At 62.4% G+C, this 4,290-nt stretch carries 2 protein-coding genes and 1 pseudogene; 2 read left to right on the top strand and 1 reads right to left on the bottom strand.

What is annotated here, in order from left to right:
• On the top strand, positions 1-931 hold a 931-nt coding region (locus tag DBR24_RS33890; protein WP_256591854.1), incomplete at its 5' end, for a TonB-dependent receptor domain-containing protein.
• Between the two features lie 62 nt (positions 932-993).
• Positions 994-2,367 (top strand): PepSY domain-containing protein, encoded by a 1,374-nt coding sequence (locus DBR24_RS26335; RefSeq protein WP_128616176.1) that lies wholly within the window; start codon positions 994-996, stop codon positions 2,365-2,367.
• 54 nt (positions 2,368-2,421) lie between these two features.
• On the opposite strand, the pseudogene DBR24_RS31330 reads toward DBR24_RS26335, so the two are convergent.
• Positions 2,422-4,290 (bottom strand): annotated as a pseudogene (locus DBR24_RS31330) (hypothetical protein); the annotation flags it as partial.

The raw sequence follows: 4,290 nt of genomic DNA, 5'->3' as shown, positions 1-4,290 counted from the left end.
GACCTGGTACGCCGCCGACCGTGATCGCCTGATCACCGGCGTGCGGGTCGACCGCGCTTCGGCCAAGGATTATCGGCAGACCACCGGTTCCGGAATGATGAGCCGGCCGAACCCGACCGCCGACGACACCCGTGCCGACACCCTGCCCAGCGGATTTGTCCGTTACGAGCACGACCTGGCTGACAGCCCGACCACCCTCTACGCCGGTCTCGGCCACGCGCAACGTTTCCCGGATTACTGGGAACTGTTTTCACCGAAGTCCGGCCCGGCCGGTTCGGTGAATGCGTTCGACTCGATCAAACCGGAGAAAACCACCCAGCTCGACTTCGGCGTGAACTACAAAAATGCCGACCTTGAAGCCTGGGCTTCGGGCTACATCGGCGTGGTGCGCGACTACATCCTGTTCGACTACACGCCGACGATGATGGGCATGAGCAGCTCGCGCGCGGAGAACATCGACGCGCGGATCATGGGCGGCGAACTCGGTGCGGCGTACAAGCTCACCGATCACTGGAAAGCCGACGCGACCCTGGCCTACGCCTGGGGCAAAAACAGCAGCGATGGCAAAGCCCTGCCGCAAATGCCGCCGCTGGATGCGCGTTTCGGCCTCACCTACAGCGAAGACAACTGGAGCGCCGGGGCGCTGTGGCGGGTGGTCGCGGCGCAACACCGCATCGACCAGAACAAGGGCAACGTCGTCGGCAAGGACTACGACAAGAGCGGCGGCTTTGGCGTCTTCTCGCTCAACGGCGCCTATCGGATCAACAAAAACTGGAAGGTCAGCAGCGGCGTCGACAACCTGTTCGGCAAGGCTTACGCCGAACACCTGAACCTGGCGGGTAACGCCGGATTCGGCTACCCGGCCAACGACCCGCAAGCGATCAATGAACCGGGGCGCACGCTCTGGACCAAGGTCGACATGAGCTTCTAACAGTCAAATCCCACAAGGGTTGCAGAACAACTAAAAGATCCAAGCCAAGCGGAGCACACGTGATGAAACAGCCCAAACCGAATTTCTACAACCTGGCCTGGCGTTGGCATTTTTACGCCGGTCTCTTCGTCGCCCCGTTCATGGTGATGTTGGCCCTGACCGGCATCATCTATCTGTTCAAACCGCAACTCGATTCACTGATGTACAGCAGCCTGCTCAACGTCCCGGTCGGTCACCACAGCGTGCCCGCCGATGACTTGCTGCAACGGGTGAAAAGCGCCTATCCACAGGGCCAGATCACCCAGTACCTGCCGCCGGCCAACGCCGGACGCAGCGCGCAGTTCGTGGTCAAGAACGCTGAACACGAACTTAACGTGTTCATCGACCCCTACCATGGCGACATCCTTGGCGAACAGGATGCCAAGCGGAATCTGCAAGCCATCGCCCGCGCCATTCACGGCGAGTTGATGATCGGCACGGTCGGTGATCGCCTGATCGAAATGGCCGCCGGTTGGGGCGTGGTGCTGGTGTTGTCGGGGGTGTTCCTGTGGTGGCCGCGCGGTCAGGCCGCGGGCATTTTGTGGCCTCGGCTGAACAGCCGCGGGCGCGTGTTGTGGCGTGATCTGCACGCGGTCACCGGTTTCTGGGGCGCGGCATTGCTGCTGGTGATGCTGCTCAGCGGCATGACCTGGACCGGGTTCTGGGGCAAGCAGTACGCCCAGGTCTGGAACGTGTTCCCCGCCGCCATGTGGAACAACGTGCCGACCTCCGACGTCGAGGCCGGCAGCCTCAACAACGCCGCGCGCCAGACCGTGCCGTGGGCGATGGAAAACACGCCGATGCCGATGTCCGGCGACCACGCCGAGCACATGGCCCACGGCGGCATGCAACACGGCCCCGCTGCGCCGGCCATCAGCCTGCAAGACGTGCAGAACATCGCGATTGAACGCAAGGTCGAGCCGGGCTACAGCATCACCCTGCCGAAGACCGCCACCGGGGTATTCACCATTGCCGTGTTCGCCGATGACCCGCGCAACGACGCCACCCTGCACGTCGATCAATACACCGGCAAGGTGCTGGCCGATGTGCGATTCGAACAGTACGGCGCGGTGGCCCGCGCCACGGAAATCGGCGTGATGCTCCACGAAGGCAAGATGTTCGGCACCTTCAACCAGATCGTCGTGCTGCTGATCTGCCTGATGATTCTGCTCAGTGCCGTCAGTGGCGTGGTGATCTGGTGGAAGCGCCGACCGCAGGGCAAATTCGGCGTACCACCGCTGCGCCATGACTTGCCGAAATGGAAAACCGGTGTGGTGATCATGCTCGCGCTGGCGGTGGTGTTTCCGTTGGTGGGGGCTTCGCTGGTGGTGGTGTGGTTGCTGGACCGGTTTTTGCTGGCGCGACTCGGTCAGCAAACGGCAGATCTGCCCGGTTGACCCCTTGCACGCGGGTGACACCTGTCACCCGCGTCAAGCGGCCTTGATCGGCGCCTACAACTCATCCCTGCGGCGAACAATGCCCGGGCTGGGCGGTTGCTGACGGCCAATCGGCCAGGTGGCACCCTGTCGCCCGGTCTGGCGCCAGTAGTGGCCGGCGACCAGTACTGACAGTTCGCCCAGCGCCCCAAGCCTGGAAATGAACTCGCCGGGGCTCAGCCGTGTGACCCATCGGCCCTTTTCATACGCCACCTGCCGGGTCGACAGTAACTTCCTCTCGGCGGCTGTATAGACCGGGATGTACTTGAGCAAAACGCCGTGGGGCGTTGAAAAGTAGTAGGTCTGGATCGCGAAGCCCTGATCCTTGAGCTGATGGGTATGCGCCTGTAGCTGAGCCGGCGAGGCGAAGTTGGCCTGCACGTGCTCCGAATCGACACCAAGCGAGGTGTTTCCGGACAGGTGCAGTTGATGACTGGCAACCAGGGAAAAGCCCTCAGGGTATCGCGGGGCGGGGTCGCGCCAACCGGTCGACGGATCCGTGGAGGCGCGGAATATCCGTGCCAGCGGGCGGCTTTGACGCGCCGAAACGGCAACCGGTTCGAGCGGGACAAAGCGATTGCTCGTGCTGTGCGCCAGTATCGCCCCTTCGTACCCTCGGTCGATGACCGGTTCGCCGGTTCGACTGCCGGCATGGCGGGCGGCATCGTCAGCGTGATGGAACACCGGCCCCAACGCGGGCTCCGGATGGTTGCGCCATCTTTCATCGTCGGCAGTCTCGCCCTCGACAGGTTCTCTTTCCTCGCGAATCCAGCCCAGGCGCGACCAATACTCGCTGGTTTGCAGCACTTCGAGCTTGCCCGCCCGAGCCATTCGACGCACGTAATCGGCAAGCACGAACGTGCCTTTGGCCATGTCACGCTCATCGTTCGCCGTCTGCGCGGGCGAATCGAACGTGTTGGGGCGCAGTTCGATCTGCCCGTGCCTGTCGTAGAACTCACCGGGTTCGAAGGCATGCAGTTGCAATCTCAACAGTGCCCCGTCGGCGCAGGAAATGTAGATGGGTAAATAGCCCTGGGGCGTGTTGGCCCGTCGGCAGGCTTGCAAGACATCGGTCGGTGAAAGAAACACACTGCGCACGTCATTGTGCCGCGCGCCCAACGGCGGAAAGGATGCACGCAAATAAATAGCCTCCAGCCCATGACCGTAGTGTATCCGCCCCTGCTCGAAGACCCGGTCCAGCGCCAGCCGCGAACCCTGCGCCGCAATCGGCAGGCTGGCAATGAACGCATTGCTCTCGGAGCGCAGGATAAAACCGAAGGTCAGCGTATCGCGGCTCACGACCGCCTCATGAACATACGTGGCGGCGGCATCGGCCTGAATGAACAATGGACTGCAGACCGGTGCATGGGTGGCTTTGTGGTAATCGGCAATGGGCAGCAAATCCGCAGCGAAGGGCACCCAGCGAGTGACATGACGGGGCGCGCCCCAAATATCGCTGCCGACCACCACGTGCAAATAGCCGGACTCGGCCAGCGAGCCGACCCATTTATCCATCTTCAATGCGCCGCTGCGGATGCGCTGCCTGACGGTCTCGGCATCAAGCGAAGGAGGTACATGGCCGGTGTCGGTCAGGGATTGTGACAGGTCGGCGAGCACGCGGTCCCAAAGGCCTGCCTGATAGCGAATCAACGAACCGTCGGGCGCGAACAGGTATTCGTCCCACGTCCCCGGCATCGTGCGGTTGAATGCCGAGTAGACGGTGTCGACCGACAGCATATTCAGGTAAAGCTGCTTGTCGGCTCCGGAAAAAATCACCGACAGTTCTCGCCGGACTCTCGAGCGGTAACGTGCAACGATGTAGCAGTCTGCCGGAGCCAGTCCGGCGCTGATACTTTCGTACGGGAACACCTCGGTGACATCGAA

Source organism: Pseudomonas sp. HMWF006 (genome assembly GCF_003061205.1).
Lineage (GTDB): Bacteria > Pseudomonadota > Gammaproteobacteria > Pseudomonadales > Pseudomonadaceae > Aquipseudomonas > Aquipseudomonas monsensis.
The sequence above is the reverse complement of the archived record's forward strand: the minus strand, read 5'-3'. Positions and strand labels throughout refer to the sequence as shown.